Origin of the sequence: Roseovarius albus (assembly GCF_900172335.1) — a bacterium.
Classification (GTDB): domain Bacteria; phylum Pseudomonadota; class Alphaproteobacteria; order Rhodobacterales; family Rhodobacteraceae; genus Roseovarius; species Roseovarius albus.
Map to the genome: position 1 here is coordinate 412,299 of NZ_FWFX01000002.1, position 26,904 is coordinate 439,202.

Genomic DNA, 26,904 nt, shown 5'->3' on the forward strand with positions numbered 1-26,904 from the left:
TCGGTTCAGTTGGGTTTGACAGCCACCAGAACGACATCGAGCTCGTCTTCCAGAGCTTGCAGTTTTTCGAGCTTGTCTTTGGAGAGAGACACGGAATCTGCGTCAACACTTGCCAGTGCCACGACCGGGCTGCCGATTTCCTTTTCAAGGCTTTGAATGGCATCGAGTTTATCGGCTTCGAGCGAGGCGATAGGGTAGAGCATGGCGTTCTCCTTTTTGCAGATGTCTTAGAGTATAAACAACTTTTCAGTCGTTTGTCACATTTGACCCTGCCATAGCTATGTGAATGGCAGATGTCATCTGAACGTAGGCTGAGTTCGTGTTTTTGAAATGCGTAAAATTAGTCGTTGTGTTGGGTTAATCAGCAGCGTGTAAATAGTTGGCAAAACACAAGCTCAACGGACGACTTTCTTCGGGAGATCGATTGGAGCGCAGGAGCCGGTGACGCATGTCTTTGGTATAGCGCGCACTGGCGCGATAGTCGGATGTGCTGATGAAGGCTTCAATCGGGCTGTGGGTTTCGTGCCAGAATTGGGTGTATCCGATGACATATGCTTTGAGGGCGATGGTGCAGGGTATCGGCTCTTCGGGGCACACTCTTTCGCAAAGGTCGCGGACCGGGGCCAATCTGACGTCAGTTTGCGCGAGGTGCATGAGCCTTTGGTGAAGAGGCGCATCTTGCAAGATAGAAGCCGGATAGGTTGGATGTTTGCCGTTTTTGTGGCCGCTGAGGAAATTCGACGGCCTTCCCCAATCGACAAATTCCTGTTCGGTTTCTGAGAAAATCGGGGCGTCGATCAAGGCATATTCTTGAGCAAGTGGCCCATTTGCCCCGCCGGGAATGATATCGTCTGTTGATTGGTGTTGTTGAAGTAACGCGCTGGAGCGCAAGTACATGGCGACCCACGGTTTCAGTGCTGCGTTGACCTGCCCCTTCTCCGCGAAATGGAAGATTGTGGCCCAGTCGCTCTTGTTCAACAGTTTGATATACCCGTGGCCCTGCATGTAAGTTTCGCCATGGTTCATAAAGTATGTCAGCGCTTCGCGGTAGTTTTCTTCGTGGTAGGTATTGGACAATGCCCAGGCTAGCGGGTGGCGATCTTGTGCGACGGAGAGCCAGCTTTTGCCAAGCTTTCTCCCTTTCTTTGGGGCCCGCAAAGCAAGGCGTTCCTCCCTGCTCAGATCGAAAAGCGTATGGGGCGCGTAACCTGACAATTGACCAAGAAAGATCTGCGCCGCGAGGTGACCATTTTGAGCAAGGTCTGCGAGGTCCCTGAGGGCTGGTTTTTCATCACCGTTAAGCCAGTCTTTGAGAAGTGATCGAAATGTTGGGTCATTCGCACCATCGATTTTGATCTCTTGAGCTTGGATCGAAGGGCTGAGTGTGAAGATCAGGACGCAGAAAATCACAAGTATTTGTTTCATAAAATTCATTGGGAGCGTCTTATCTGTGGCGATTAATTCGCGTTGACAGGTGGATCAGGCTCTCAGAACTTTTCACGCCTTTGGTTTCGCCGATCTGATCGAGGGTTTTATCCAGATCTTCAGTGGTTTGGGCCTCGAGCTCGACAATCATGTCGAAGCGGCCTGAGGTGGTGTAAACGGCCATCACGTTCGAGTGGGTATCGAGTTTGGCCAGAACGGCGGGGGCGCTGCGGGGCTCGATCGCCAGAAGGACGGTGGCGCGCAGAGGGGCGCGCATGTTCTGGTTCAAGCGCACGGCGTAGCCCTGAATGATGCCGCTTTGCTCTAGCCGGTCCAATCGCGCCTGCACCGTGGTACGGGCCAGATCCAGACGTTTGGCCAGTTTGGTCACGGGCATGCGTGCGTTTTCCTGCAGCAGCGCGATGAGGGTGCGATCAGTTTCGTCTATTTGCATGTTTGCGCCTTCATTATGCCGATGTTGCGCATCATATTATGCAGCCTGCCGGGAGAAATCGACCCCAAATTTCCCGACACTGGGAGTGAGGCAAGCAAAAAGGTTGTTAACGATGCGCGATATTCCCCATTGGCCGGACCCGATTTCCCATTTGAAACGGCAGCAGCCGGATGAGGTTGCATTGTATTTCAGCCCGGCGCAGTTGCAGGCGACAGCGCAGAGATTTTTACAAGGCTTTGACGGCTTGGTGACCTATGCGGTCAAGGCCAATCCGGGGGAAGAAGTGCTGGCCAATCTGGTGGCGGCCGGGGTGAAGGCCTTTGATGTGGCGAGCCCCGAAGAAATGCGTGCAGTGCGTCGGGTCAATCCGACTGCGATTTTGCATTATAACAACCCGGTCAGATCACCAAAAGAAGTGGCTTTGGCCGCTGAATTGGAGGTGGCGTCATATTCAGTGGATTGTGAACGCGAATTAGACAAGATTGCTGCGGTTGCGCCGGGTGTAGAAATTTCGGTTCGTTTGGCGTTGCCGATCAAGGGTGCTGTTTATGATTTCGGTGAGAAATTTGGTGTCGGGCCTGAGCGGGCTGCTGCCTTGCTAAGCCGTGTGGTGGAGTTAGGCTTTGTTCCCGCGGTGACTTTTCATCCGGGGACACAATGCGCCAACCCGGAGGCCTGGGGGCAATATATTTCGGTTGTGGCAAAAGTGGCTGCGCAGGCAGGGGTGAAATTGGCAAGGCTGAATGTCGGTGGTGGATTTGCGGCGCACCGTGTTGGCGATGCACCTGATCTGGAGGCCATCTTTGACCATGTTAGCGCTGAAGTGGACCGCTGTTTCGGTGCGGATGCGCCAATGCTGGTCTGCGAGCCGGGGCGGGCGATGGTGGCCGAGGCCTTTACGCTGGCAACGCGGGTGAAAGCCATTCGGGACGGCGGAGCCGTGTTCATCAACGACGGCATTTATGGCGGCTTGAGTGAAGGGCGTGACATGATGATGGTGGACCGCATTCGTGTGGTGAGACCTGACGGTGCTTTGCGCAAGGGTTCGCGTGAGGGCCGCGTCGTCTATGGGCCAACCTGTGACAGCATTGACCGATTGCCGGATCCGGTGCTGTTGCCCGAAGACATTGCCGAAGAGGATTACATCCTGTTTGACGGCATGGGGGCCTATTCCAAGGCGATTGGCACAAGCTTCAACGGCTATGGCCTAAGCGAGCCGGTGACGGTGGTAAATTTGCAAAGGCACTGACAAACGCGCGTACGCGGCGATCACATTCTGTAAAGTTCTGTCATATATCGTGCATCTATGAGGCCTTGAAACGATTGCTCACGGCAAGTTTCATAGTGCGTGTAGTGCATAGGCCCTCTTTCGTCCTTATTTCTATGGTAGGATGAATTTTGCGATTGAATGAACATGAAAGGTGCTGCGTATGACCTGGCGCCAGTGGTCAAAAACCATACTGGATGTATTCCGCCCCGGACGGCGGCGGGGGCAGAGCGCTTATGCGCGCTCACGCGGACAGGTCAGCCATGTCATTATTCTTGATGGGACGATGTCCAGTCTGAGCACAGGCTGCGAAAGCAATGCGGGGCTGGCGTATAAGCTGCTGAGTACAGTCGCTGGAGCAGAGTTGTCGCTATACTATGAAGCCGGCATTCAGTGGTGCGATTGGCGTCGCGCCCCGGATGTGATCACCGGCAAGGGCATCAACCGGCAGATCCGGCGTGCCTATGGCTATCTGGCCAGCCGCTACCGTCCGGGGGACAAGATTTATCTGATGGGGTATTCGCGCGGGGCCTTTGCCGTGCGGTCCTTGGCCGGGGTGATTGACCGGGTCGGGCTGCTGCGCGCAGAAGAGGCGACAGAGCGGAATATTCGAACCGCTTACCGCCATTACCAGGCGGGGGCGGGCAGCGCGGTGACGGCGGAGTTTGCCGAGGCGCATTGTCATGAGGCAATTGAGATCGAGATGATTGGTGTGTGGGACACGGTCAAGGCGCTGGGCTTTCGGATGCCAATAGCCTGGCGCTGGATGGCCGAGGCGCATGCCTTCCATGACCACCGGTTGGGGGCCTCGGTCCGGCATGGCTATCATGCGCTGGCGTTGGATGAGACACGACGGGCGTTCGAGCCAGTCTTGTGGGAAACCGCGCCGGGATTCGAAGGCAAGGTTGAGCAGGTCTGGTTTCGGGGCACGCATGGTGATGTCGGCGGCCAGCTCGGTGGGTTTGATCGGGCGCGACCTTTGTCGAATATCTCTTTCGTCTGGATGATGGAACGTGCTGAAAGTTGTGGGGTGGCTTTACCCGAGGGTTGGAAGGCGTATTACGAGATCGATGCGCAGGCCCCTTCGGTGGGCACATGGCGCGGCTGGGGCAAGATCTTCTGGTTTAGAAAAGCGCGTGATATTGGGGGGGATTCCTCGGAATCTGTGCACCCAAGTGCAAGCCAATATGACGAGAGATTGTTTAACGCCGAGATTGCCAGTTGACCGGGCTAAAACCCCAACCGCAGTGCGTGGATGCATCGCGGTTGAGGTCTTTGTTCCACTGGGAAGCTTAGCTTAAGCGACGTGGCGGAGAGCTTGCTGTGTTTTCAGGCCCAATGCGAGACAGATATTGCGCGTCAGTTCTGGGCGATTGAGGGTATAGAAGTGCAGTTGCTCCACACCGCCTTCGATCAGATCAGTGCATAGCTCGGTTGCGACCGAAGTGGCCAGAAGCTGTTCGCGATCATCACGCAACGCCTTGTCGAACGCTTGATCCAGCCAGTCCGGGATTGACGCGCCGCATCTTTGCGAAAAGGCACGGGCGTTTTTCCAGTTCTCAATCGGCAGAATGCCCGGAAGGATTGGCACAGTGATCCCGGCTTTGTCGCAAGCATCACGGAAGCGAAAGAACACGTCTGCTTCAAAGAAAAACTGGGTAATGATTTCCGATGCCCCGGCATCGATTTTGCGTTTGAGCCAGTCAATGTCGGCAGCCTGATTGGCGGCTTCAGGGTGCACCTCGGGGTAGGCGCCGACGCGGATCTTGAAGTTGCCGGTGCGGGCCAGCGCGTCAACCAACTCGCAACTGTTGGCAAAGCCATCTTTGCGCGCCTGGAACGGGCCAGTGCCCGCGGGTGGATCGCCACGCAGAGCTGTGATTTCTGTCACTCCTTCGCGGGCAAACTGCTTGGCAATCTCAAGTGTTTCTTCGCGGGAGGCATCGACACAAGTGAGATGTGCAGCAACGTTCAGGTCTGTGGTGTTGTGCAAAGCGCTGACGGTTTCCTGCGTCAATTTGCGGGTGGTTCCGCCGGCGCCATAGGTGACCGACACGAAGTCGGGTGAGAATGGAGCCAGAGCCATCGCCGTATCCCACAAGCGAAAAGAAGCCTCGAGCGAGCGAGGCGGGAAAAATTCGAACGAGATCTTAGGGGTCGTCATTTGTCTTATCCTGCTTGAGATTGGCGATGTGCCTCTTGTTGCAGGCGATGAAGTGTGAGACAACTTCATAATATTCACAATCTAAATGAAGATATCTAATAATGCATATCGAGTTTCGGCATCTCAAAACCATTCGTGCCATCCATCAGGCCGGTGGGTTGGCGCGTGCGGCTGATCAGATGCACATCACCCAGTCCGCCTTGAGCCACCAGATTAAAGGCCTGGAGGATCAGGCCGGGGTGGAATTATTTGTGCGCCGGTCCAAACCGCTTAAGTTATCAGCCGCAGGTCTGCGCCTGCTGCGTCTTGCTGAAAAGATCCTGCCCGAAGTGGAAGCGATGGAGGCGGAGTTTTCGGGCTTACGCGAGGGCAGCACCGGGCGGATGCACATTGCGATTGAATGTCATGCATGTTTCGAGTGGCTGTTTCCGGTGTTGGAAGAGTTCCGCAAGTCCTGGGGTGATGTGGATGTAGATATCCGCCCCGGTTTGGCGTTTGATGCGTTGCCTGCCTTGCAAAAGGAAGAGGTGGATCTGGTGGTCTCCTCTGATCCCGAAGATCTGCCGGGGGTAATTTTCAAGCCTTTGTTTGATTACGAGCCGGTGTTCGTGGCGGCGGGACAGCATCCGCTGGCGCAAAAGGAATTCGTGGTCGCTGAGGATTTTCGCAACGAGACGCTGATCACCTATCCGGTGGACCGGGCGCGGCTGGATGTGTTTACACAATTGTTGAGTCCGGCCAAAGTGGAGCCGCGCGCAGTGCGGCAGGTGGAACTGACGGCGGTCATTTTGCTACTGGTGGCGTCCAATCGCGGGGTGGCGGTTCTGCCGGATTGGGTGGTGCGAGAGCTGCGCAAGAGCGATGACTATGTCACCCGGCCGATTACGGAGAAGGGGGTGACGCGTCGATTGTATGCGGCCATCCGCGAAGAAGACGCGCACAAGCCATTTATGGCGCACCTGCTGAAACTGGCACGAGACATTCCGGTGAAGATGCAAAGAGGATGACGTAAAGTTCAGGGGGAGCTATGCAGTTTTACAAGTTGTATTCCGACGTCGATGGGGAAAGCCACTGGGAGGATGTTGCTGTTTATTTGGAAGAAAAAACCTTTGCGCCACCGGCCAATGCGATTGAGGTCTCAGAATCCGAGCCGGTCAAGCAGTTCTTGTTTCTCAGGTTAAAAGCTGGATGGGATGAGCCTATCCATCCAACGCCGGTTGCCCAGAAATTGATCTGCTTGGCGGGTGCCGTTCGCGTCACGGCCAGTGATGGCGAATACCGGGATATCAAAAAGGGCGATGTTTGGCATATGGAAGACAAGACCGGAAAAGGACATCACACCAAAGTCACGAGTGACGATGATTTTGAGGCTGTTATCATTCAATATGAGTGAGGGATGACTTTGGGCGCCGCGAACTTCTGCTCATTTTCAGAATATCGAGACATGCTTGGATGCTGACAGGCCTTGCGCTTGGGAGCTGTAGGTATTGTTATGACGAACCAAACCACAGGGGAAGTGCGCAATGACTTATGTGCTGGCAATCGATCAGGGAACAACCTCGAGCCGGGCGATTGTGTTTGATCAGGCGTTGAAGCCTGTTGCCAGTGCGCAGGAGGAGTTTGCGCAGCATTTCCCGCAATCGGGCTGGGTAGAACATGACCCGGCAGACATCTGGGCGACGGTTTGCCGGACCTGTCAGGCTGCAGTGGAAAAGGCCGGCATTGCGGGGTCCGAGATTGCCGGGGTCGGGATCACCAACCAACGTGAAACCACGGTGTTGTGGGATCGGGACACCGGCGAGCCGGTGCACAATGCGATTGTCTGGCAGGATCGGCGCACAGCGGACCTATGTCATGCTTTGCGTGAGGCTGGACACGAGGAGATGATCAGCCGTGCCACGGGCTTGTTGCTGGATCCGTATTTCTCGGGCACAAAGATCAAGTGGATTTTGGACAATCTCGAGGGCGCGCGGGCCAAGGCCGAGGCGGGACAGCTGCTGTTTGGCACCATCGATTGTTATCTGATCTGGAAGCTGACCGGTGGGGCGGTGCACGCCACCGACGCCACCAATGCAGCGCGCACGTTGGTTTATGACATTCGCAAAGGGGAGTGGAGCGCAGAGATCTGCGCTTTGCTGGATATCCCGATGACGATGTTGCCAGATGTGCGGGATTGCGCGGGTGATTTTGGCGCGGTTCAGGCCGATCTGCTGGGCGCGGAAGTACCAATTCTTGGTGTTGCAGGCGACCAACAGGCGGCAACGATCGGGCAGGCCTGTTTCCAGCCGGGCATGATGAAGTCGACCTATGGCACTGGGTGTTTCGCGTTGTTGAACACAGGTGATGTACCCGTGGCCTCCAAAAATCGGTTGCTCACCACAATCGCCTATCAATTGGACGGCAAGCCGACCTATGCGCTGGAAGGATCGATTTTCATTGCCGGTGCTGTGGTGCAATGGCTGCGCGATGGGCTGCAGATCATAGAAAGTGCCGGAGAAACACAAGCGTTGGCTGAGATAGCGGACCCGCATCAAAACGTGGTCATTGTGCCAGCATTTACCGGATTAGGCGCACCTTATTGGAATGCACACTGCCGGGGGGCGGTGTTTGGCCTGACGCGCAGTTCTGGCCCCGCCGAGGTGTCGCGCGCGGCGCTGGAAAGCGTTGGTTATCAGACACGCGACCTGCTGGAAGCGATGCGTGCGGATTGGGGCGGCGAAAGTGAATCCGTGCTTAGGGTTGATGGCGGTATGACTGCCTCTGATTGGGCAATGCAGTTTCTGGCTGACATCAACGGTGTGCCGGTGGACCGCCCGCCGGTTCTGGAAACCACGGCGCTGGGGGCGGCGTGGCTGGCAGGGATGCAGGCCGGGGTTTACCCCGAGCGGGAAGAGTTCGCTGCAAGCTGGGCCAAGGAACGGACGTTCACACCTGCGATGGACCAAGACACCCGCGATGCACGCTATGCGCAGTGGCAAAAGGCGGTGACAGCTGCGCAGGGGTTTTAAGGTATGAGCGATCTGATCTCGGTCATTGTTCCGGCGCGTAACGAAGCCGCGACCATCGTGCGTGTTGTGGAAACGCTGCATGACATGCTCTGGGTTGATGAGATTGTTGTCATCGACAACGGCTCCGACGATGGCACCGGGGATCTGGCCCTGCAAGCCGGGGCGACAGTGGTGTTTGAACCAACGCCGGGCATGGGCGAGGCGGTGCGTGCGGGGCTGAAAGCGGCGCGCAATGATTGGGTGATGAAACTGGACGCTGATCTGGACAAGTTCCAGACCGCGCTTTTTGCCCGCATGGCCAAGGCGCGGGCACCGGGCATTGGGCTGGTCAAAGGCGCGTGGAATGACCCGCGTGACAATATGCCGATGACGCGCCTGCTGGTGGGCCCGGCGATCCGGCAGTTGTTTCCGCAGATGCCGGATCTGCGTGCGCCCAACACGGGCATCTATCTGGCCAATCGCAGCCTGATCGCGCATCAGGAAATCGTCGGCAATTACGCCGCCGATCTGGATGTAATGGTGCGGGTGCATGCGGCAGGGGCCGGGATTGCTGAGGTCGATATCGGACGGCTTGAAAACAACCCGCGTGATGTCGGGCATTACAACACGATGGCCGAGACGATTTTGGCGTTTTTTCTGCAGCTGCAAGAGCGCAATATCGGGGAGGAGTTGGCAGTGTTTGCTGATACCGGGCTTCAGGTAGCAAATTATTGCCTCAGCTGGGTCGCGGCTCATGCCCGCGCCGGAGGGAGGGTGAACCTCTACCTTGGGGTCGAGGATCGGGCTGTAGGCGTTATGCGGAATCTGTTGAGGGAATATCCGACCGTACGGTTTCATTCGTTGAGCAAAGGTGCAAAGGCGCAAGATCCCGGGGTAGGGTCAATGCAGCGCATCATTGCACCCTATGGAGAAAGCCCTGCGTCTAAACTGGCTGTGGCCTATGCCCGTGATCAGCACGCTGATGTGTTGAGCATGCCCTGTCAGCAGCAAGGCTTTGCCGCGAATTTCGGGGTGGCCCGCGTAGAGGGGCAAAGAATCAAAGCCCGTGCGTTAGACGAATTGGGGTTGAAGGCGGCTGAACAACAAGCAGCAGAGCGCGAGGTCTTTCAGATCCTCGCGCAATGAGGTGCTGTGTTTGAGAAGGCGTAATTCGTATTAAAAACAGTATCTAAGTTAAATTTGGTGAAAGAAAACCTGCTTGCGAGGCAAATGCAGCGCGGGTCGCAGCTTTGTGAGTAAAAAATTAGTTGGATATTGGATACAAAATAACGTAACAACGTTTTAAGAGCATTTCGTCTGGTCATTTGCGACCTTTTTCTGGCGAAGGCTAGCATCATAAAGTTAAACTCTGGACCGAAGAGAGATACCATGACTGACAACGTTTTCACCGGTACGATGCCGGCCCTGATGACCCCCTGTAAAGCAGACCGGACACCGGATTTTGACGCGCTTGTGAAAAAGGGCAAAGAGATGATCGCCGCGGGCATGTCCGCCGTGGTTTATTGCGGCTCGATGGGTGACTGGCCGCTGCTAAGCGATGCCGAGCGTATGGAAGGTGTGGAGCGTTTGGTTGATGCGGGCCTGCCTGTGGTTGTTGGCACCGGTGCGATCAACTCCAAATCTGCCGTGGCACTGGCAGCGCATGCGCAAAAGGTGGGTGCAGTGGGCCTGATGGTGATCCCGCGCGTCCTGTCGCGTGGTACGTCGATGGCCGCGCAAAAGAATCACTTCAAGGCGATCTTGTCTGCCGCACCTGATGTGCCCGCGATTATCTACAACAGTCCGGTCTACGGTTTTGCGACAAAGGCTGACTTGTTCTTTGCCCTGCGCGCCGAGCATCCGAATCTAATTGGTTTTAAAGAGTTCGGCGGCAAGGATGACCTGCGCTATGCGGCTGAGCAGATCACTAGCCAGGATGACGATGTCACGCTGATGGTTGGTGTCGATACCGAGGTGTACCACGGCTTTGTTAACTGTGGTGCAACCGGCTCGATCACCGGTATTGGCACTGCCCTGCCAACAGAGGCGCTGCTGCTGGCGGCTCTTTCCAAGAAAGCTGCTGAAGGTAATGCTGAGGCCCGCAAACGCGCGCTGGAACTGGAAGAGGCGTTTGGCGTTCTGGCCAGCTTTGATGAGGGCACCGATCTGGTTCTCTACTACAAGCATCTGTTGGTTCTGAACGGCGAGGAAGAGTACCGCCTGCAATTTAATGAGACCGACGAGTTGAGCGCTGCGCAACGCAACTATTGCGAACAGCAATATGCGCTGTTTAATGCGTGGTTCGCTGATTGGTCCAAACAAGGCGGGATCATCGCTGAATGCATGTGATCAACAGCCATACCGGCGGGATGCCCACGCGGGTGATCCTTGACGGCAGCCCGGATCTTGGATCCGGGCCTTTGGCCGAACGGGCAAGGTGTTTGGCCGCGGACCACAAGGTGTTCTATAAATCGATCCTGCTGGAGCCACGCGGCCAACCCGGAATGGTCGGGGCCTTGCTGGTAGAGCCAGTTGACCCGGACTGTGTGACCGGGGTGATCTATTTTGACGCCGATGCGGTGTTGGGCATGTGCGGGCATGGCACCATCGGGTTGGCGGTGACGCTGGCCGAATTGGGGCTCATCGATGTGGGCACGCATAAGATCGAAACACCGGCAGGTGAGGTGACGATTGCCCTGCAGGATGCCAATACGGTTACAGTGACGAATATCGAAAGCCGCCGGGTGGCCCCCGCGGTCTCGGTTGAAGTTGAGGGCTATGGCACCGTGACCGGGGATGTGGCCTATGGTGGCAACTGGTTCTTTATCGTCGATCCCAGTCCGATCCCGGTGACCACGGGCAATATCGCCAAGATGACTGCCATGACCATTGCGATCCGCGAAGCCTGCATTGCGCAGGGTGTGGGCGGTGAGCAGGGTGAACCGATCGATCACGTGATTTTTCAGGGGGCGGCGGGAGCGGGCGGCGTGCATAGCCGCAACTTTGTTCTGTGCCCTGATGACACCTATGATCGTTCGCCCTGTGGGACCGGCAGTTCGGCACGACTGGCCTGTTTGGCGGCGGCGGGAACACTGGCCCCCGGTGTGGAAATTATCCAGAAAAGCGTGATCGGCAGCCCGTATCGCCTGTCCTATCAGCCGGGGCCAAATGGCGGGGTCATCCCCTCGCTGACCGGTCAGGCCCATATTATGGGCGAAAGCACATTGCGCTTCGCCGAGGGTGATCCGTTTAAGGGCGGGATTTACCTCTGATATTCTCGGACGGGCGCGGTGGTGCCCGCCTGAAACACGATTCAGTTCTATTTGAGCGAGGCCGAAATGGCGCAAGATGTCATTGTGATCGGAGCCGGGGTGGTTGGCGTCAGCGTCGCGCTGGAGCTGATCCGGCAAGGCCTTTCTGTCCGGGTGATTGACCGCGAGGGTGTGGCGGCGCAGGCCTCAATGGGTAATGCAGGGGCCTTTGCCTTTACCGATATCGTGCCGCTGGCCACGCCGGGCATCATGCGCAAGGCTCCCAGGTGGTTGCTGGACCCCTTGGGGCCGTTGTCGGTGCCTCCCCGCTATGCGCTCAAGATCGCACCGTGGATGCTGCAGTTCTGGCGGGCGAGCTGGCGGGATCGGTACGAGCATTCATTGAAGGCTCAAACCACGCTGAATGGACTGGCGCGGGAAGCGTTGGGACGGCAGATTGCGGCGACTGATGGCGAACGTCTCATCCGGCGCGAGGGGCAGATGCAGCTCTTTGAAGGCGAACGCGAGTTTCAGGCCAGTCAAGAGGCTTGGGATCTGCGCCGCGCGCATGGCATCGAGTTTGAGCTGCTCGAAAATGCAGGAGCCATTGCGGAGATCCAGCCGGGCATCGATCCGCGTTTTACCCATGCCGGATATACGCCGCAGTGGATGAATACAGTGGACCCGAAAACCTGGGTCGAACACTTAGCGCAGGCCTTTGTGACGCAGGGTGGGGTGATTGAGACAGGCGATGTGTACGCGCTGGAGAACACTGCCGATGGTGTGAGTCTGAAGATCACTGATGGAGAGATCAACGCTCGCAAGGTCGTCGTGGCTTGCGGGGCGTGGTCTCACCATCTGGCGCGCACTGTGGGCGATCGTATCCCGTTGGAGACCGAGCGTGGCTATAACACCACATTGCCAGCCGGGGCTTTTGATCTGCGCACGCATCTGACCTTTGGCGGCCATGGGTTTGTGGTCAGCAAAATCAATGACGGCGTCCGGGTTGGTGGCGCGGTGGAGTTGGGTGGGCTCAAGTTGGCGCCCAATTACAAGCGTGCGGATATCCTGTTGAACAAGGCGGCGCAGTTCCTACCCGGGCTCAAGACCGAAGGCGGCAAACAATGGATGGGTTTCCGCCCGTCGATGCCGGACAGCCTGCCGGTGATCGGGGCATCGGAACGCGCAGGCAATGTGATTTACGCCTTTGGTCATGGTCATTTGGGCTTGACCCAATCAGCGGCAACGGCAGAACTGGTGGCATCGATTGTGAAAGATAAAGTGGCGTCAATTTCGATGACGCCGTATGCTCCAACCCGTTTCTGAAGGGATAGCCCATGCGCAGTAGCAAGGTCGTTCATGTCATCTCGGCCCATGCCGAGGGTGAAGTGGGGGATGTCATCGTTGGTGGGGTCACACCGCCACCGGGAGAGACCCTGTGGGAGCAGCGTAGTTTCATTGCCAAGGATGAGACCTTGCGCAATTTTGTTCTGAATGAACCGCGTGGCGGGGTGTTTCGCCATGTGAACCTGCTGGTGCCGCCCAAGCATCCCGAGGCTGATGCCGCTTTTATCATCATGGAGCCGGAAGATACGCCGCCGATGTCGGGGTCTAACTCAATCTGCGTCTCAACCGTGGTGCTGGATGCCGGTCTGGTTGAAATGCAAGAGCCGGTGACCGAGATGCTGCTCGAGGCCCCCGGTGGGCTGGTCAAAGTGCGAGCCGAGTGCAAGGGCGGCAAGGCCGAGCGGATTTTTGTACAGAACCTGCCCAGCTTTGCCGACAAGATCGGCGTGCCACTGGAGGTACCGGGGCTTGGAACAATCACCGTTGATACCGCCTATGGCGGAGATAGTTTTGTGGTGGTGGATGCGGCATCTCTGGGCTTCGAGATCGTTGAATCCGAGGCCAAAGACATTGCCCGCCTGGGTGTGAACATCACCAATGCCGCGAATGAGCAGCTTGGCTTTACCCATCCGGAAAACCCGGATTGGGATCATATTTCATTCTGTGCTTTTTGTGGCCCGTTGAGCGAAACCGAGACCGGCCTGACCGGCAAATCGGCTGTGGCCATTCAACCGGGCAAGGTGGATCGCTCGCCGACTGGCACGGCGGTGTCAGCACGGATGGCGCTGATGGCGGCCAAGAGACAGATGCAGCAAGGCCAGACATTCGAGGCGGTGTCGATCATCGGGTCGCGTTTCACCGGACGGATCGTGGAAGAAGTACAGGTTGGAGGCTTTCCGGCCATCGTGCCTGAAATCAGCGGGCGTGGTTGGATCACTGGCACGCATCAACATATGCTGGACCCGTCTGACCCCTGGCCCGAGGGGTATCGCCTGAGCGACACTTGGGGCGCGTGAGGTGGAAATGCTGCCCCACTCAATGGCTTCCAATGTTTGGAGGCTTATTGTATCCCCAGCATCAACTTAGGCATGGGGTATGATATGGCAGGTAAACGTGCGGTGGCGAAGCAAAGCTTGCCAGAAATCATTGCGAATGACCTGCGCGAACGTATCTTGAGCGGAGAAATGGCTGAGGGGGAAACCATCCGTCAGGAGGCATTAGCGGAAGAATACGACGTATCGCGCATGCCTGTCCGTGAAGCGCTGAAACGCCTGAATGCCGAAGGGTTGGTGCAATGGGCCAACAATCGCGGTGGGTCGGTCACCAAGCATTCGCTACACGAAATCGGAGAAATCTTTGATCTGCGGACTTTGATCGAGGTCGATATGTTTCGACGTTCCATTCCGAATATGACGGATACTGACTTTAAGCAGTGCAGAGACATTTTGGAGCGGATGGAAACCTCTTATGATCAGGATGATGTGTCTGAGTGGGGTGCGTTGAATGACGATTATCATTCGGCGTTGTGTGCGGCGTCGGGGTTGAAGATGACCGCCGAGATTCTGAACCGCCTGAGTGTGCAATCTGACCGCTATGTTCGTATGCACCTGAGCGTGATGCAGCAGCGGGATCAGGCAAAGGAAGAGCATGGTGAACTGCTGCGGTTGGCCATGGCTGGCAAGGTCGAGGAGGCCTGCTCCTTGTTGACCCGCCATGTTCAACGGACAAAAGATGAGCTGCTTGAACTGATTGCCGCGAAGCGGGCCGCAGAAGAAAGCTGATTGCAAGGCAGTGAATTTCGAAAAGCTTGCATGTCGATTTAAATTGGATACAATATCCATAAATTGAAATTCGCATAGAATCGAGACTGCAATGACATTTGTCCCTCATGGAAAACACCTGATTGCTGGCGAATGGTTGGCAAGTGACAACACCTTTGTCTCAGCGCCAGCGCATGGACCAGAGCATCACTATTCAGTGGGGCGTGTCTCGGACGTTGATTCTGCCACATCAGATGCTGAAGAGGCATTTTGGAGTTATGGCTATTCGTCACGTGAAGAGCGCGCCGCTTTCCTGAATGCGGTTGCGGATGAGATCGAGGCGCGTGCAGTTGCAATCACGCTAATCGGGATGCAGGAAACCGGTTTGCCAGAGGCGCGCCTGCAGGGCGAGCGGGGCCGTACCACTGGACAGATCCGCCTGTTTGCAGATCACATACTGGCAGGAAAATATCTGGACATGCGCCACGATGTGGCCCTGCCTGATCGCCAGCCGCTGCCGCGCCCTGACCTGAAAATGGTCCAACGCCCCATCGGCCCTGTCGCTGTATTCGGAGCATCGAACTTTCCGTTGGCCTTTTCGACGGCAGGCGGTGACACCGCCGCGGCATTGGCCGCCGGTTGTCCGGTTGTCGTCAAAGGCCACAGCGCCCATCCCGGAACCAGCGAGATCGTGGCCGAAGCTATTTATGCTGCGATTAAGAAATGCGACATTCATCCCGGCGTGTTTAGCCTGATTCAAGGGGGTGATCGTCGGGTCGGGGCCGCTTTGGTGCAGCACCCGTTGATCAAGGCTGTTGGCTTTACTGGTTCTCTTGCGGGTGGTCGGGCGTTATTTGACCTGTGCGCGGCGCGCCCTGAACCTATCCCATTCTTTGGCGAGCTGGGTTCTGTTAACCCAATGTTCATTCTCGATGGGGCTTTGAACAGCAGGGGTGACGACATTGCCACAGGTTGGGCCGGATCACTGACCATGGGCGCGGGGCAGTTTTGCACCAATCCCGGTATCGCAATTGTTCAGGCGGGTGAGGCAGGAGATCAGTTCGCAAAAACCGCGCAGGACGCCCTTGCCAGTGTTCCGGCGCAAACCATGCTGACAGATGGCATTGCAGCGGCCTATCGCGATGGCAAACGTCGAATTGCGGAAACAGACGGCGTGCAGGAACTGTTAAACACGTCATGTGATCAGCGCAAGGCCACGCCCTATCTGTATCGCACCACGGCGCAGAACTGGCTGGCGAATGAATCCTTGGCCGAAGAGGTCTTTGGCCCACTTGGGGTGATCATCACTGCGGAAACCACAGATGAAATGCTCGAGATCGCTCTGGCATTGCAGGGTCAGCTGACCTGTACCCTGCATATGGATGATGGCGATATTGATGCAGCCCGTGCCCTGATGCCGATTATTGAGCGCAAGGCAGGCCGGGTCTTGGCCAACGGGTTCCCCACCGGGGTCGAAGTGTCAGACGCCATGGTTCATGGCGGGCCCTATCCGGCCTCAACCAACTTTGGCGCTACGTCGGTGGGCACTCTGTCGATCCGCCGCTTCCTGCGCCCGGTTTGCTATCAGAACTTGCCCGATGCGTTGTTACCAGCACAGTTCAGCTAATCTGAATTGAATACGGAAATTGCAGGGGCCTCAAGCCCCTTTGAAATTCATTCTGCCTTCTTGTTCCAGCGCGCGGTCCAATTTGGATTTGGCGCGCTGTTCTTCTTCTTCACGCTGCTTTTTCAGACGCGTGCCCCTGATCCGGCCAAACTGTCCCACACCAATGGCGGCCAGAATGATCAACCCACCGGGGATCAACCCGGGACCAGGGTCTTCGCCCAGCAGCACCATGGCAATGATCAAGGCTGCAACCGGTGAAAACGAGGTGGCCAGTGAAACATCTCCCGCACGCGCATTCTTGAGCCCGATATTCCATGCAAACTGCCCGATGATGATGACGATGATGGCGTAGACCCAAACCCATTTCCACAGAACAGCGGTGAAAAGATCCTGAAAATGGTTGGGCCCATAGAGGTAAAGCGCCAGAAAATAATAGATGATGGTGCCCAGCACCGTGCGGTAAATCGAAAAGATCCCTAGGGGCACGTTCTTCAACCCCACCCGAGTCACGATGGTCGAGGCGATGAACGATAGAGTCGCAAAGACTGTGGCTATCTCACCCTTGCCAAAGGTAAAGGCTGCGTCTGAGCCATTCATTGCGATCATGACCATTGCGCCTAGCAGCGCAATCACACCCGCGCCAAAGGCCCAAGGGTCCAGTGGCTCCTTTAGAACAAAGAAGGTGGCGAGCAGGAACAAGGGCGGCTCGATCCGACCGATCAAGACCACATTGGTGACGGTGGTGTAATCCAAGGCAATGAAAAACAGCGCAGGTGTGAGCGCCGAGGAGAGCACGGCAGATAGTGTCAGAACCGCCCAATCCTTACGGCTCAGCTTGCGCAGGTTTTCGCGGGTCCAGTCCTTGTGGAACATGAACACCATTGGCACCAATGAGATCAGGGACCCCAGAAACAACAAGTTGCACAGTGACACCGCATTACGCCCCATCACCGGATGTTGCCGGCCAATGTCAGCCAGCAGGGAGACGATGGAGTTTGACGAAGCGTAGATAAAGACCGCCAACCAAACCAGCCCGATACCCAAAAGGGCCTTGGAGGGCGCAGAAGCGATGTTTGTATCAGTCTTGGCCATGGGGTGAATCCTTGCCTGTGGCTAACTATGCGTTATTTCGCAGGTTTCTAGACGTTCTGGCAAGGGGGATGGCTGTAATCCCGGTCACGTTGCGGTCAGTCGGCGAAACATTGTTTCAGGAATTGCAGATATTTAGCATCTTCTTCACGTGATGGTTCCCAAGTGAAACATAAGGTTCCTAAATGACACATCCTATGCCAAGTAGGGAACAGTGAAGACAGCGGAGCATGCCATGATTGAAGAGCAGGATGGACAAGGTCGCAAACTGGTGACCATCTATGATGACATTTACAATCTTGCCGACAGCCGCGCTTACTTTCAGGCGATGCATCATGCCGGGTTTCGCACGGCGCATCATGCTGTGGCTGGCTTCAAGGCCGTTCTAGCGGAGTTGCGCCATTTGCGCGGGCTGCACCGGGCCAACATTGTTGACTTTGCCAGCGGGTATGGCATTGCTGCCGAATTGCTGCGCCATAATCTGACACTCGATGATGTGTTGGCGCGCTATCAGGAAGGTTGGTGCGACACCGCCACTGTAGCCGAGACCATTGCCAACGATCGCGACTGGCTGACGGGCAATCGCGCGCCAGACAATATTAATCGGTTCATTGGCATTGATGTGGCCGACAAGGCATTGGCCTATGGACGGGATGTTGGCGTTTTTGATGCGATCTATGCCGAGAATCTTGAGGACAATTTGCCCAGTGAGGCGCTGGCGCAGGATCTATCCACCTGTGACCTGATCGTGGAATGCGGTAGTATCGCCCATATGTTGCCTCGCGCGCTGGACCGTGTCTTGAGCGCCGCCAAGGCCCGCCGCCCGTGGATCGCCACTGCCCCCATTCGCGGAAATGATACCGCAGAAGCCATCGAGGTGATGCGTGATCATGGTTATGTGGTTGAATCAATTGCAGTACCGCCCTTCCGCCATCGCCGCTTTGCTGATCCCGAGGAACAGGAACGCGCCATCGCCAATGCCAAGGGCCGCGGGCATGACACCGACGGGGTGGAGACAACGGGATTCTTTCACGCTCAGATCTTTTTGGCGCGCCCGCCTGAGGAACTGACACCAGTTGCGGATTGGCCAATTTCACCTGAGGCCGCGTAGCGCGGCCTACACCCCGGCCATGAACTGTCGGGGTGTTTGTCCGATAATGGTGCGGAAGGCGTGAATAAAGGCGCTTGGGGTTTCAAATCCCACATCATACGCCACCTGCGTGACAGATTGCCCTGCGGAAAGCCTATCCAACGCCACCAGAACCCGGGTCAGGCGCCTGAGTTCTCGAAACGTCATGCCTGTCTCTGATCGGATGTGACGGATCAGGTTGCGCTCAGAATACCCCAGATGTTTTGCCCAAGCGGGAAGGGGCGTCTGATCTGCGGGATTGGCTTGCAGTTGATTGGATAGCTTCGCGATACGTGAATCCGCTGGGATGGGTAGGCTCAAGGGCTCCAACACGCCGTCTGAGATTTCCGCAAGCAAAACCTCTGCCAGTGCTAGATTCAAACCAGCTTCGTCGCATGTAGCGAGCCGGACCAGTATCTCGCGCATCAGTCCAGAGACAGCGATAACAAGCACACCAGAGTGCGGTGCTGCGTAGGCCTCGCTCAGATAGGCGGTACGCATTTCGACGAGACCAATACAGCGGATTGCATGCTCGGTTTGGGCTGGCACCCATAGGGCACGCCCAGGCGGTACAAACCATATCCGATCCAGCACCATCACCCGCATCGTGCCCGAAATGGCATGCACGATCTGATGCGCCTTATGGGCATGCGGTTCAATCAGCGTGCCCGCTTCATAGGAGGAGGCCAGTCCGGTGAGATCCGGCTTGGTGGGGTTTGGCATATTTGGCGTATTAATTGGCATTATGTCGACAGATGCTAATGCAGTTCTCTGCTAGAGATCAAGCCAAAGCCTGTTCATTTAGGAAAAGCATATGACACGCACTGAGGCCCTACATTTCATTAATGTCGCCCACTTCATGGATCATTTCTTTTTGTTGATTTTTCCAACTGCCGCGATTGCCATTGCGCCCACCTGGGGGATGAACTTTGCTGACGTGCTGCTGTTTGGCAGCCCGCTTTATATAATGTTTGCACTGGGGACCTTGCCGTCTGGATGGTTGGGGGATCGATATGACCGGCTGATGCTAATCACAGTGTTCTTTATCGGTTGCGGGGCTTCCAGCCTGTGGATTGCTCTGGCATCGGGGCCTGTCGCCTTGATGATTGGCCTTGGGGCACTTGGGGCGTTTGCGTCGATCTATCACCCTGTCGGGCTGGCGCATGTTACGCAGATTGGATTGCGGTCGGGCCGGGCGTTAGCCATCAACGGGGTGTTTGGCAACATGGGGCTTGCGGCGGCCACGATCACCACGGGTGTGCTGGCGCAGACGATGGGATGGCAAAGCGCCTTCGCCGTGCCGGGTGCTTTGTCGATTGCCATCGGTGCCGCCTTGTTTTTGCGGAGTCGCGATGCCCGTGCGCTATCTGCCCCAATGCAAACCAGAGATGTCAAACCTTCGCCCTCCTATGACCAACGCACGCAGTGGGTGGTCTTTGCTGTGATCTGCATCGCTGCTCTTTTTGGGGGGATGGTGTTCAACATGGTCACAATATCACTGCCGAAATTCCTTGAGGAACGCTTGATCAGCGGGAATGCCGATCTGTTGTGGATTGGGGCGTCAGCCGGGGTAATCTTTGCCATCGCCGCCTTTGCGCAACTACCGGTGGGGGAACTGCTCGACCGAATGGGTGCCCGTCCGATCCTGCTATCCCTAATGATGGGCGAGGCGGTCTTGTTCTTGATCCTGACACAGGCCGCTGGCTGGCTCGCCTTTGGTGCGACGCTGGCCGCTGTCACGTTGGTTTTTGCAGGCATCCCCATTACCACATGGCTGGTTGGGCATTACCTGAATGCGGGTATCCGATCACGCGCGGTGTCGGTGGAATACGTCCTGTCGCTAGGGGTGGGGTCAGCGGCGGTGCCGCTGATCGCAATGCTGCAAAGACTTGGGCTGGGATTTGAGGTCCAGTTTGCAGGGTTGGCGATGGCATCGGTCGCCATATTTACCGCGGCGTGGTTCTTGCCAAAAACGTCCACCAAGCAGGAAGTGACGATATGACATTGGGTTTCAAAACGGCTCAAAGAGATGTTGGCGTATTGGCCCTCTCAACATTTTTGCGCTGATCTGCTCGACTCGCCTTGAAGGCGACTTATTTTGCGGGTTTCATTCGAGTTGTTTCACAGTGCAGATTCTGCATGCCATATCAACAATACAGAGAGTAACATGGCCGTAAATTCCGTTTCATCGCTTGGCGAACCATTGGGTGTCGGCAGCATTATCGGTGAAAGCTTCACCATTTTTTTTCGAAAGTTCTTCACCGTTTTGATTTTGGCCTTCGTGCCGACCTTGATCGGTTTGGTGGTAACCGGTCAGTTGGTCGGCTGGGGCCTGGCTATGGGGGACGATACAAATATATCTCTGGAGGCTTTTTCTGGCATGGGGTTTGCCTTGTCGATGGTGATTCAGTTCGCCGTATATGGCCTGTCAACAGCGCTTCTGGTTCAGATGGCATATGATTCAAAGCTGGGCCGTCCCGCAAACGTTGCCGCGTATTTTTCGCGAGCAGTTCAATCCATCGTCCCAATTACCCTTCTGTCCATCGTGGCCGGGATCCTGATTGGTTTGGCTTCGCTTGCATTGGTCGTGCCAGGTTTGTGGCTTTATGCTGTGTTCTCAGTTCTGGTTCCAGCTGTCGTGATTGACCGCGCTGGATTTGGAGCGTTGGGGCGCAGCACCAGCCTGACCAAGGAATATCGGTGGCCGGTCTTGGGGTCACTTATCTTGATTGGAATTTGTTCGTGGGCGTTGAGTTTTGCCCTGACGTTCGTTCTGGGCTTGGTCGGCATCGGTTTCGGGGGCGCCGCAGTGGGTGCCGTTTCCATCGTCCTATTTGCGGCGATCACGGGGGTCTCCTATGGCCTTTCGGCAGTTGCTATCTCGTTGATCTATGCCCGCCTGCGCGAGATCAAAGAGGGGACCAGCATGAATGATCTCGCCTCGGTATTCGAGTAGTTCTTCTCAAAGACAGTCAGCTCAGGATGACCTGAGCTGACGATAAAAACAGTGCCGGATTTCACGGCTTATCCGGTAATTGCAACTCTGCCTCAACCGCATCCCAATCCTGCGCAAAGACAACGCTGCAAGGCTGGGCGATGTTCCGCGTCCAAGCAAAAAGTGACAAGAACGGAATATCGTAGACCCGCGTCGCATGCACGATATTGGGCGCGTTGTAAATAATCTCGCCCGCATCGTGATCACGCCAATCGCCCGCTCCAAATCGCCACCCGTTCGGCCCGGTCAGTGGCATGTATACCTCTGGCGCAAGATGCTTGTGATCCCGGTAAAGCGTCCTTGGAGCCAGCAGGAAGAAACCGAGCAAGAAATCATTGGCATGAAACAGACTGTTTTGTGGCCCGACCAAAAGTGCATGCATGTTGCCTGTTCGATACCCTTCGCCAACATCAGCCCCATTTGCGTAATATTCGCCGTCATCCACGCGCCAATGCAGGTGATGATGTGCATGCGTTAATGCGAGTTTCAGTTTGCTGAGTGGCCCGTCAGGAATTTGCGAAATGGTGTCGCACAGCAGATCCGCATGCGCGGGGATCGTGCCGGACAGACAATCATTGGCCGTCTCTGACCGGCCAATGGTGTTCAGGTCGTGTAGCATATCCTTGGTGTCAGGATTGCAGCCGCAAGCCCGTTCGAGACAGGCCCGTGCCTCTTCAAAAATACTGATCTGGTGCGCATAGGACATCCAAGAACCGCCGACATGTTGCCCACCTACATTCGATAGGAATAGGGTCTGTCGTCAAGCGGCTTGCGGTTTGGTAGCGATTTTTGTCTTGGGCCGCTCGGTCGTGGCAGTGACATGCGCAGTTCCCCCCATCAGCGTCCGCCAATGACGGCTGGCCTTCATGATCTGGGGTGGGGTGATGTCATCCGGCGTGCTCATGATCCAGCGCGGTAGCAGCCCGCCCCTCGGGCGCAATCCGCTAAGGGCGGAGAGTGGCACCGAGAGCAGCAGGCTCAAACCAATAGGCAACAGCCAGATTGAGACAATGCCCAAGCCCATCCCGGCGATGATCAACGTGCCAAACAGTGTTTCCAGCGCATGGAATTTGAACAGAGTCAGAACCGAATACTGCCCGCCCTGCCGCTGTTGCGGGGCCCATTTGGCGGGGATGCCGATGAAGGCGCGAATAACGGCGATGCTTTGCTGGATCATCAGGATCGGTGCATAGGCGATCGAACAGGCGACTTCTGTCAGGAAAGACAGGCCCAACCGCATTGGCCCACCGAAGCCACTTACGGCGCCCGGGGTCAGTGCGCAGGTGATGATTCCCAGCAACTTGGGCAGCAGCAGCATCGAATACATGAACAGCAGCAACCCGAAGGAGTTGACCATGCTATTTTCCGGCCACATTGGATAGAGCGGGTTTTGCGCGCTGAAATAAGTGATCGGGTTGGCCTCGGGCGTACGGCCCAACAGAACCCAGATGATCAGCAGCAGAAACCAGACGGGAGACATCAAATAACCCATAGCACCGTGTAACAGATGAAAGCGCGACACCCAGTGCAGGCCCTTGCTGCCAAGGATGCGCATGTGTTGCATGTTGCCATAGCACCAGCGGCGGTCGCGAATGGCGAAGTCCACCAGATTTGCAGGTGCTTCTTCATAACTGCCCTTAATCTCCGGCAGGAAGCGCACCGACCAGCCTCCGCGACGCAGCAGGGCGGCCTCAACAATATCATGGCTCAGGATCAGGGTTTCGCGGCTGCGCAGGCCCCGGATCTTGGGCAGACCTGCGGTTTCAGCAAAGGCGCGGGTGCGGATAATCGCGTTATGACCCCAGAAATTGCCCTCTTTCCCAGACCACAGCGATAGGCCCTTGGCGAGGATGAAACCGTAAGCTGCCCCGGCAAACTGCTGCGTGCGTGCAAACAGGCTTTGCCCGGCATAAAGCTGCGGTTGCGATTGCACCAGTCCGGCACGCGGATCCGACGCCATGGCATCCGTTAATCGGGTCACGGCGCTGGCCGACATCAGGCTGTCTGCATCCAGCACCAGCATGGCGTCATAGGCACCACCCCAATTGGTCAGCCAATCGGCGATATTACCACTTTTCTTATCTTTGTTGACCTCGCGGCGGCGGTAGTAGGCGTTGATGCCATGGGGCAGGAAGCTGCAGAACCGATCAAATACGACACGTTCCTGCTTGCCTGACTCGGCATCCTGCGTATCGCTGAGGAAAAAGATGTCATAGCTGTGAGATGTCTGGGCCGCAGCCAGATCTTGCGCCATAGCGGCAAGATTACCGAACACATCACCCGGCGCCTCGTGATACATCGGCACCAAAAGTGCGACACTCATCGCATCGCCATCCTGCTGTGGCAGGGCGGCGCGTTTCAAAAGGCTGAAGTGGGCCAGAAACCCAAGGCTGGCAGAACTCACATAAAGCGAGATCCACATAAAGGTCAGACCAACCAGGCAGATCAACAACATCTCAACCGCGTTCAGCCCGCCGTTTGACATCCAGTCCACAAAGGCCCCGATCAACAGGCCGGTGGTTATGAGAGCAGGTACAAAGACGGCCAAACGATACAGCAGCGTTTTCCAAGAGGTTGGCGCGGTCACCACAGGTGTGTGGCGGCGCAGGTCTTGCTTTGGCATCTCAAGAGGTGCGCGCGGCGGCATGCGCTGGTCTATGATGACCGGGCGGTTCACGACGCCGTCCACCGATAGAGCCAGACCTCGCTCACGTTGGCCTTGTTGTGGCGCAGCTGGGCGCGCAGCTCGACCGCCTGCGCCCCTTCTGGGTCAAAGGTAAAGGCCAGGCGTAGCCCACCGGTTTCGGGGTTGCGCTGGACGATGCCCTCGCTGTGGGTGCCGGTGTTGGAGCCGATGAACAGCGTCAGCTCCTCAAGGTCCTTGAGTAGAACCGGGATGCTTTCAAAATCGATGGTGACGATATAGCCACCTTCGAACCGCTTGCCCAAACGGGTGTTTAACACCTTGGCCACCGGCGCAGTGGATGGCGCACCATTGCCCCAGTACATGCGGTAATTCAGCGTGGTTTCCTGCCCTTTGGGCAGCCCATCGGCAGGACGCCAGTAGGCGACGATATTGTCGTAAATTTCGCGGTCTGCAGGGATTTCCACCAGTGTCACTGCGCCTTTGCCCCAGTCTTCGGCAGGCTCAATCCACAGGCTGGGTCGCTTGTGATAATGCGCCTCAAGATCGGCAAAATCCGAAAACTGATTGGCGCGCTGCATCAGGCCAAAGCCCTTGGGCGCAGTATCGACAAAGCTGCTCACCTGTAGCTCAATCGGGTTGGCCAGCGGGCGCCACAGCGTTTCACCCGCACCGTTCTGGATCATCAGCCCGTCGTTGTCATGAACAGCCGGGCGGAAATCATCAAACCGGTTGCGGTTGGTTTCATCGAACAGGAACATGCTGGTCAGCGGGGCAATGCCCGCGTGACTTATGTCGTCGCGCGGGAACAGGCGGGCGGTGACATCCACCTTGGTCGCATCCCCGGGCATGACCGTAAAGCTGTAGACACCTGTGACCGAAGGGCTGTCCATGAAAGCATGGATCAACACGTGGTCCTGTCCCGGCTCCGGACGTTCGATCCAAAATTCGGTGAAATCCGGGAATTCTTCGCCGCTGGCCTCGCCGGTATCAATCGCCAACCCTCGCGCCGACAGCCCGTAAGCATTGTCACGCCCGACGGCACGGAAGTAGCTGGCGCCTTGCATGACAAAGAACTCGTCATAGCGACCGGGTTTCTTGATCTCGGTGCGCAGGCGGAAGCCGGAAAAACCCAGATCCTCGGCTATTGGCAGATCCGGGGCCGGGTTGGATTTGTCAAACAGCTCAAAATCAAAGGCAACACGGTGGGATTGTGCATCCTCAACCACATTGATCTGAACCGTACGATGGAAATACAGACCCGGCGCAAAGAAATCGACCTGAAACGGGGTTTGCGTGTCCCGCCACAGCGCGCTGCCGCTGCGATAACGGATCGCGCGATATTCGTCATAGCTGAGGTCTTTCCACGCCTGTGGAACCTCGGCGCGCGGCTCATAAGGGGCCTCGGCCATTTGCTTGGCGCGTGCAATCAGGCCCGCCAGATCAAAGGGGGTGCTGTCCATGAAATGCGGCCGCACCGTACCATCTGCCGCATGGGCGGGCAGGGTGGCCATACCGGCAAACGCAGACACAAATCCGAGAAAGTCGCGACGATCCATCAATTATCCCCGTTTTTTGCGCCAAGGGTTGGATTTGAACCACCCCGCGATATAGGCAACAGCAATCAAAATTGCGAAGCCGATCAAGTTTCCAGTCCAGACGACCCAGATATCGCGCCCGAAGGTGTCAAAGCCAACGCCGATCAAACGCGCGATCACCATCGACACGACAAACACCGCCAATGACTGCTGGCCGACCTTCAGGATCAACGTCAGAATTTGCTGCCAGATACGGGCGGCCAGGCTGGTGCCACGCGCCACTAGATTTCGCCCCTGTTCGCCAGCCACGAACCAGCCCAGATAGGCAAGCGCGAGGAAATGGATATAGCGAAATAGGCCGAAATCACTTTTTTCTATGAAGAAGTTTATTTCTGCGCGCAAAGGCTTGAGCTCAGGAAATGCGTTCAAAACGCGGAAATAGGCCAAAGGGATGCTGAGCAGAACAATCGCGATGCATAGCCACATCAGGCGCTTGTCGCGAGGCGGAGCAGGGATCCAGCCACGCATGAGTGCAAAGCCGGTGAAGAACACCAATTGCCAGCCAAAGGGATTGAAAAACCAGTTGCGATCTGACCATGGCTCTGCAGGCAGATCCAGGTATTCAAATTGCGCGCCCAGCCAGATGGTGAGCGAGGCCCCGATCATCAGCCAGACATTGACCTGCGCCAGTGCCACCATGAAGGGCATCATTGCCAGAATGACCAGATACATCGGCAGAATATCAAAGTAATTCGGCACGTAAGTCAGCGTCATTAACCCGATCAACTGCTGCTCAGGGTTTTTGAAAAAATGCCCCAAGTTGAGCGAGTTGATGTAGTTTTTGTCAAAGAGCTCGGTTGCATTCAGTGCGGCCATCAGCATCGCGATGGTAAAGAACAACCCGATATGCGCCCAGTACACTTGCCAGACACGGAATGTGACCCGCGCGGAGCCCAGCCACCAGCTCCGCTCGGCAAACACCTTGCCAAAGGCAATGGCCGAAGCCATGCCGGAGCAGAACACAAAAATCTCTGTCGCATCAGAAAATCCGAAGCGCGCAGGAATCCACAGCGTCAGGAAATTACCGGGGACATGTGCAATCAGGATAATGAACATCGCCAGACCGCGATAGAAATCCAGCCGCGGGTCGCGCACGCCGGACACTGCGGCAGCAGGGGGCTGCACGGCGCTTGTCATAACAGGAACTGTGGTACTGATCGCTGACAT

Annotated in this window: 25 protein-coding genes; 15 read left to right on the forward strand and 10 right to left on the reverse strand. The window is 56.5% G+C overall.

The annotated features are described in order from the left end of the window. Nucleotides 1-5: 5 nt before the first annotated feature. The 3 genes from ROA7450_RS04890 to ROA7450_RS04900 all read right to left on the reverse strand — a co-directional run bounded on the left by ROA7450_RS04890 (nucleotide 6) and on the right by ROA7450_RS04900 (nucleotide 1,879). Nucleotides 6-203, reverse strand: a complete 198-nt coding sequence (locus ROA7450_RS04890) for a hypothetical protein (RefSeq protein WP_085804532.1) — start codon at nucleotides 201-203, stop codon at nucleotides 6-8. 154 nt (nucleotides 204-357) lie between these two features. Next, nucleotides 358-1,425, reverse strand: coding sequence for a hypothetical protein (locus tag ROA7450_RS04895; RefSeq protein WP_143534362.1), 1,068 nt, complete (start codon nucleotides 1,423-1,425; stop codon nucleotides 358-360). Between the two features lie 19 nt (nucleotides 1,426-1,444). Next, nucleotides 1,445-1,879 (reverse strand): Lrp/AsnC family transcriptional regulator, encoded by a 435-nt coding sequence (locus ROA7450_RS04900; RefSeq protein WP_085804534.1) that lies wholly within the window; start codon nucleotides 1,877-1,879, stop codon nucleotides 1,445-1,447. Nucleotides 1,880-1,991: 112 nt separating this feature from the next. Here ROA7450_RS04900 and ROA7450_RS04905 point away from each other — a divergent pair, with 112 nt between their 5' ends. Both ROA7450_RS04905 and ROA7450_RS04910 read left to right on the forward strand, forming a co-directional pair. After that, nucleotides 1,992-3,128 carry a type III PLP-dependent enzyme gene (locus tag ROA7450_RS04905; protein ID WP_085804535.1) on the forward strand — a complete coding sequence of 379 codons (1,137 nt, stop codon included), beginning with the start codon at nucleotides 1,992-1,994 and terminating at the stop codon, nucleotides 3,126-3,128. A gap of 181 nt (nucleotides 3,129-3,309) precedes the next feature. After that, the gene (locus tag ROA7450_RS04910; RefSeq protein WP_085804536.1) at nucleotides 3,310-4,371 is read left to right on the forward strand and encodes a T6SS phospholipase effector Tle1-like catalytic domain-containing protein; all 1,062 of its coding nucleotides are present in this window, start codon (nucleotides 3,310-3,312) and stop codon (nucleotides 4,369-4,371) included. Nucleotides 4,372-4,443: 72 nt separating this feature from the next. Here the strand turns inward: ROA7450_RS04910 and metF are convergent, their stop codons facing one another. Beyond that, nucleotides 4,444-5,310 carry a methylenetetrahydrofolate reductase [NAD(P)H] gene (metF, locus tag ROA7450_RS04915; protein ID WP_085804537.1) on the reverse strand — a complete coding sequence of 289 codons (867 nt, stop codon included), beginning with the start codon at nucleotides 5,308-5,310 and terminating at the stop codon, nucleotides 4,444-4,446. A gap of 101 nt (nucleotides 5,311-5,411) precedes the next feature. On the opposite strand from metF, the gene ROA7450_RS04920 reads away from it, so the two are divergent. The 10 genes from ROA7450_RS04920 to ROA7450_RS04965 all read left to right on the forward strand — a co-directional run bounded on the left by ROA7450_RS04920 (nucleotide 5,412) and on the right by ROA7450_RS04965 (nucleotide 16,282). After that, nucleotides 5,412-6,317 carry a LysR family transcriptional regulator gene (locus tag ROA7450_RS04920; RefSeq protein ID WP_085804538.1) on the forward strand — a complete coding sequence of 302 codons (906 nt, stop codon included), beginning with the start codon at nucleotides 5,412-5,414 and terminating at the stop codon, nucleotides 6,315-6,317. 20 nt (nucleotides 6,318-6,337) lie between these two features. Further along, nucleotides 6,338-6,703: a cupin domain-containing protein gene (locus ROA7450_RS04925; RefSeq protein WP_085804539.1), complete on the forward strand. Its 366-nt coding sequence runs from the start codon at nucleotides 6,338-6,340 to the stop codon at nucleotides 6,701-6,703. Between the two features lie 130 nt (nucleotides 6,704-6,833). Beyond that, nucleotides 6,834-8,318: a glycerol kinase GlpK gene (gene glpK, locus ROA7450_RS04930; protein WP_085804540.1), complete on the forward strand. Its 1,485-nt coding sequence runs from the start codon at nucleotides 6,834-6,836 to the stop codon at nucleotides 8,316-8,318. A 3-nt stretch (nucleotides 8,319-8,321) separates the two neighbouring features. Further along, complete coding sequence (locus ROA7450_RS04935; protein ID WP_085804541.1) at nucleotides 8,322-9,443, forward strand: glycosyltransferase; 1,122 nt, start codon at nucleotides 8,322-8,324, stop codon at nucleotides 9,441-9,443. Between the two features lie 243 nt (nucleotides 9,444-9,686). Then, nucleotides 9,687-10,646 carry a dihydrodipicolinate synthase family protein gene (locus ROA7450_RS04940; RefSeq protein WP_085804542.1) on the forward strand — a complete coding sequence of 320 codons (960 nt, stop codon included), beginning with the start codon at nucleotides 9,687-9,689 and terminating at the stop codon, nucleotides 10,644-10,646. Further along, the gene (locus tag ROA7450_RS04945) at nucleotides 10,637-11,569 is read left to right on the forward strand and encodes a 4-hydroxyproline epimerase (RefSeq protein ID WP_085804543.1); all 933 of its coding nucleotides are present in this window, start codon (nucleotides 10,637-10,639) and stop codon (nucleotides 11,567-11,569) included. Before ROA7450_RS04940 ends, ROA7450_RS04945 begins: the two co-directional genes overlap by 10 nt. Nucleotides 11,570-11,635: 66 nt before the next feature. After that, complete coding sequence (locus ROA7450_RS04950) at nucleotides 11,636-12,874, forward strand: NAD(P)/FAD-dependent oxidoreductase (RefSeq protein ID WP_085804544.1); 1,239 nt, start codon at nucleotides 11,636-11,638, stop codon at nucleotides 12,872-12,874. Between the two features lie 11 nt (nucleotides 12,875-12,885). Beyond that, nucleotides 12,886-13,911, forward strand: a complete 1,026-nt coding sequence (locus ROA7450_RS04955; protein WP_085804545.1) for a trans-3-hydroxy-L-proline dehydratase — start codon at nucleotides 12,886-12,888, stop codon at nucleotides 13,909-13,911. A gap of 84 nt (nucleotides 13,912-13,995) precedes the next feature. Further along, nucleotides 13,996-14,676 (forward strand): GntR family transcriptional regulator, encoded by a 681-nt coding sequence (locus ROA7450_RS04960; RefSeq protein ID WP_085804660.1) that lies wholly within the window; start codon nucleotides 13,996-13,998, stop codon nucleotides 14,674-14,676. A gap of 91 nt (nucleotides 14,677-14,767) precedes the next feature. After that, entirely contained in the window at nucleotides 14,768-16,282 is a 1,515-nt protein-coding gene (locus ROA7450_RS04965; RefSeq protein WP_085804546.1) for an aldehyde dehydrogenase (NADP(+)), read from the forward strand. A gap of 30 nt (nucleotides 16,283-16,312) precedes the next feature. Here ROA7450_RS04965 and ROA7450_RS04970 read toward each other — a convergent pair whose 3' ends face one another. Beyond that, complete coding sequence (locus tag ROA7450_RS04970) at nucleotides 16,313-17,374, reverse strand: DMT family transporter (protein WP_085804547.1); 1,062 nt, start codon at nucleotides 17,372-17,374, stop codon at nucleotides 16,313-16,315. 232 nt (nucleotides 17,375-17,606) lie between these two features. Between ROA7450_RS04970 and ROA7450_RS04975 the strand changes: the two genes are divergently transcribed. After that, nucleotides 17,607-18,482: a hypothetical protein gene (locus ROA7450_RS04975; RefSeq protein WP_085804548.1), complete on the forward strand. Its 876-nt coding sequence runs from the start codon at nucleotides 17,607-17,609 to the stop codon at nucleotides 18,480-18,482. A 6-nt stretch (nucleotides 18,483-18,488) separates the two neighbouring features. On the opposite strand, the gene ROA7450_RS04980 is transcribed toward ROA7450_RS04975, so the two are convergent. Beyond that, complete coding sequence (locus ROA7450_RS04980; protein ID WP_159454001.1) at nucleotides 18,489-19,223, reverse strand: AraC family transcriptional regulator; 735 nt, start codon at nucleotides 19,221-19,223, stop codon at nucleotides 18,489-18,491. 91 nt (nucleotides 19,224-19,314) lie between these two features. On the opposite strand from ROA7450_RS04980, the gene ROA7450_RS04985 reads away from it, so the two are divergent. Together ROA7450_RS04985 and ROA7450_RS04990 are read left to right on the forward strand one after the other, a co-directional pair. Then, nucleotides 19,315-20,502, forward strand: a complete 1,188-nt coding sequence (locus ROA7450_RS04985) for an MFS transporter (RefSeq protein ID WP_085804550.1) — start codon at nucleotides 19,315-19,317, stop codon at nucleotides 20,500-20,502. 165 nt (nucleotides 20,503-20,667) lie between these two features. After that, nucleotides 20,668-21,456, forward strand: coding sequence for a hypothetical protein (locus ROA7450_RS04990; protein WP_085804551.1), 789 nt, complete (start codon nucleotides 20,668-20,670; stop codon nucleotides 21,454-21,456). Between the two features lie 61 nt (nucleotides 21,457-21,517). Here the strand turns inward: ROA7450_RS04990 and ROA7450_RS04995 are convergent, their stop codons facing one another. From ROA7450_RS04995 to ROA7450_RS05010, 4 genes are read right to left on the reverse strand one after another with little or no spacing between them, the layout of a single operon-like run. Continuing rightward, a complete protein-coding gene (locus ROA7450_RS04995) occupies nucleotides 21,518-22,201 on the reverse strand; it encodes a dimethylsulfonioproprionate lyase family protein (RefSeq protein ID WP_085804552.1) in 684 nt (227 codons plus the stop codon). Between the two features lie 54 nt (nucleotides 22,202-22,255). Beyond that, complete coding sequence (mdoH, locus tag ROA7450_RS05000) at nucleotides 22,256-24,172, reverse strand: glucans biosynthesis glucosyltransferase MdoH (RefSeq protein ID WP_234999443.1); 1,917 nt, start codon at nucleotides 24,170-24,172, stop codon at nucleotides 22,256-22,258. Next, complete coding sequence (locus tag ROA7450_RS05005; protein WP_085804553.1) at nucleotides 24,169-25,698, reverse strand: OpgD/OpgG family glucan biosynthesis protein; 1,530 nt, start codon at nucleotides 25,696-25,698, stop codon at nucleotides 24,169-24,171. The genes mdoH and ROA7450_RS05005 overlap by 4 nt, the downstream gene beginning before the upstream one ends. A 3-nt stretch (nucleotides 25,699-25,701) precedes the next feature. Then, nucleotides 25,702-26,904 carry an OpgC family protein gene (locus tag ROA7450_RS05010; RefSeq protein WP_085804554.1) on the reverse strand — a complete coding sequence of 401 codons (1,203 nt, stop codon included), beginning with the start codon at nucleotides 26,902-26,904 and terminating at the stop codon, nucleotides 25,702-25,704.

Bases quoted from the DNA above. Each gene is read 5' to 3' on its own strand.
- ROA7450_RS04890 (WP_085804532.1), bottom strand. From the start codon at position 203: ATGCTCTACCCTATCGCCTCGCTCGAAGCCGATAAACTCGATGCCATT.
- ROA7450_RS04895 (WP_143534362.1), bottom strand. From the start codon at position 1,425: ATGAAACAAATACTTGTGATTTTCTGCGTCCTGATCTTCACACTCAGC.
- ROA7450_RS04900 (WP_085804534.1), bottom strand. From the start codon at position 1,879: ATGCAAATAGACGAAACTGATCGCACCCTCATCGCGCTGCTGCAGGAA.
- ROA7450_RS04905 (WP_085804535.1), top strand. From the start codon at position 1,992: ATGCGCGATATTCCCCATTGGCCGGACCCGATTTCCCATTTGAAACGG.
- ROA7450_RS04910 (WP_085804536.1), top strand. From the start codon at position 3,310: ATGACCTGGCGCCAGTGGTCAAAAACCATACTGGATGTATTCCGCCCC.
- metF (WP_085804537.1), bottom strand. From the start codon at position 5,310: ATGACGACCCCTAAGATCTCGTTCGAATTTTTCCCGCCTCGCTCGCTC.
- ROA7450_RS04920 (WP_085804538.1), top strand. From the start codon at position 5,412: ATGCATATCGAGTTTCGGCATCTCAAAACCATTCGTGCCATCCATCAG.
- ROA7450_RS04925 (WP_085804539.1), top strand. From the start codon at position 6,338: ATGCAGTTTTACAAGTTGTATTCCGACGTCGATGGGGAAAGCCACTGG.
- glpK (WP_085804540.1), top strand. From the start codon at position 6,834: ATGACTTATGTGCTGGCAATCGATCAGGGAACAACCTCGAGCCGGGCG.
- ROA7450_RS04935 (WP_085804541.1), top strand. From the start codon at position 8,322: ATGAGCGATCTGATCTCGGTCATTGTTCCGGCGCGTAACGAAGCCGCG.
- ROA7450_RS04940 (WP_085804542.1), top strand. From the start codon at position 9,687: ATGACTGACAACGTTTTCACCGGTACGATGCCGGCCCTGATGACCCCC.
- ROA7450_RS04945 (WP_085804543.1), top strand. From the start codon at position 10,637: ATGCATGTGATCAACAGCCATACCGGCGGGATGCCCACGCGGGTGATC.
- ROA7450_RS04950 (WP_085804544.1), top strand. From the start codon at position 11,636: ATGGCGCAAGATGTCATTGTGATCGGAGCCGGGGTGGTTGGCGTCAGC.
- ROA7450_RS04955 (WP_085804545.1), top strand. From the start codon at position 12,886: ATGCGCAGTAGCAAGGTCGTTCATGTCATCTCGGCCCATGCCGAGGGT.
- ROA7450_RS04960 (WP_085804660.1), top strand. From the start codon at position 13,996: ATGGCAGGTAAACGTGCGGTGGCGAAGCAAAGCTTGCCAGAAATCATT.
- ROA7450_RS04965 (WP_085804546.1), top strand. From the start codon at position 14,768: ATGACATTTGTCCCTCATGGAAAACACCTGATTGCTGGCGAATGGTTG.
- ROA7450_RS04970 (WP_085804547.1), bottom strand. From the start codon at position 17,374: ATGGCCAAGACTGATACAAACATCGCTTCTGCGCCCTCCAAGGCCCTT.
- ROA7450_RS04975 (WP_085804548.1), top strand. From the start codon at position 17,607: ATGATTGAAGAGCAGGATGGACAAGGTCGCAAACTGGTGACCATCTAT.
- ROA7450_RS04980 (WP_159454001.1), bottom strand. From the start codon at position 19,223: ATGCCAAACCCCACCAAGCCGGATCTCACCGGACTGGCCTCCTCCTAT.
- ROA7450_RS04985 (WP_085804550.1), top strand. From the start codon at position 19,315: ATGACACGCACTGAGGCCCTACATTTCATTAATGTCGCCCACTTCATG.
- ROA7450_RS04990 (WP_085804551.1), top strand. From the start codon at position 20,668: ATGGCCGTAAATTCCGTTTCATCGCTTGGCGAACCATTGGGTGTCGGC.
- ROA7450_RS04995 (WP_085804552.1), bottom strand. From the start codon at position 22,201: ATGTCCTATGCGCACCAGATCAGTATTTTTGAAGAGGCACGGGCCTGT.
- ROA7450_RS05005 (WP_085804553.1), bottom strand. From the start codon at position 25,698: ATGGATCGTCGCGACTTTCTCGGATTTGTGTCTGCGTTTGCCGGTATG.
- ROA7450_RS05010 (WP_085804554.1), bottom strand. From the start codon at position 26,904: ATGTCAGCGATCAGTACCACAGTTCCTGTTATGACAAGCGCCGTGCAG.